Raw genomic sequence first — 1,003 nt, forward strand, 5'->3', positions numbered from 1 at the left:
AACGAGCCGGAAGACCATGATAATCACGGAATAGATGCCGCTCGTTACTGGGTTTTGGGTGAGCTTCTTGGTAAGATAATAAAGTCACAAAAAGTTTCAAAAGAAGAATTAGGAATTTGGTAAATTTACAGATTATGAATTATATACAGGAATTATTAACACTATTCAGGAATAAGGCCCTTAACTCAATGGGTGTTGAGAGAGACATATTCCAACTTATAAAGGATGGTGATATTAGTACAGCCATCGCTCTGATGCAGAATAGGGAGGATGAAGTGGATATCGCTTTAAGTGAGTACAAGCCGGAACTTCACAAGGTTATGAAGCGTCCTAATAAGTTCAGAAAGAACAAAGACCCGTATATCAGCGAGAAGCTTCCCCGGAACAGGCAGCAATTCATCAATGAAGTAGAATTATTCTTTCTTCTTGGTAAACCGATTAAGTGGGAAAAGAAAAACGGCAATGATGATGTTTATCAGATGTTTCTTGACTTCATTGATAAAACGAGGTTTAATGTCACCATGCGCAAAGTAAAGAGGCTTGCCGGAGCGGAAACAGAGAGTGCAAAGCTTTATCATCTATACAGGAACGAAAGTAACCAGGCAGAAGTCAAGGTGGTTGTGCTGGCCCGCTCCACAGGGTATAAACTAAGACCTTTGTTTGACCAGTTTGGCACATTGGTTGCCTTTGCTTTCGGGTATTCCGTTAAATCATCAGGTAAGTCCGTGCAACATTGGGATATTCAAACTAAAGACTTTTATTTCAACTGTAAAAAGGGAACAGTGGGATGGGAAGTGGAGACTTACCAGAACCCTACTGGAAAGATAAACATTATATTCTATCAGCAGGAAAAGGCTTGGATGGGTGTGCAACATCGGGCAGAAAGAGAGGAAATGCTTGATTCTAAAACCGGAGATATCAATAACTATTTCTCTGATCCTATGGCAGCAGCTACAGCAGATGTTATCGAAAACTTAAAAGATCCGGATGCAATAGGTACATT

General features: G+C 40.3%; 1 pseudogene. It reads left to right on the forward strand.

Annotation, left to right across the window (positions count from 1 at the left end):
- Window positions 1-134: 134 nt before the first annotated feature.
- Window positions 135-1,003: pseudogene (locus AB5935_RS26450) on the forward strand (hypothetical protein); the annotation flags it as partial.

This window comes from Phocaeicola sp. RTP21198st1_B8_RTP21198_201120, assembly GCF_040929485.1.
In the GTDB taxonomy this organism is placed as follows: Bacteria; Bacteroidota; Bacteroidia; order Bacteroidales; family Bacteroidaceae; genus Phocaeicola; species Phocaeicola dorei.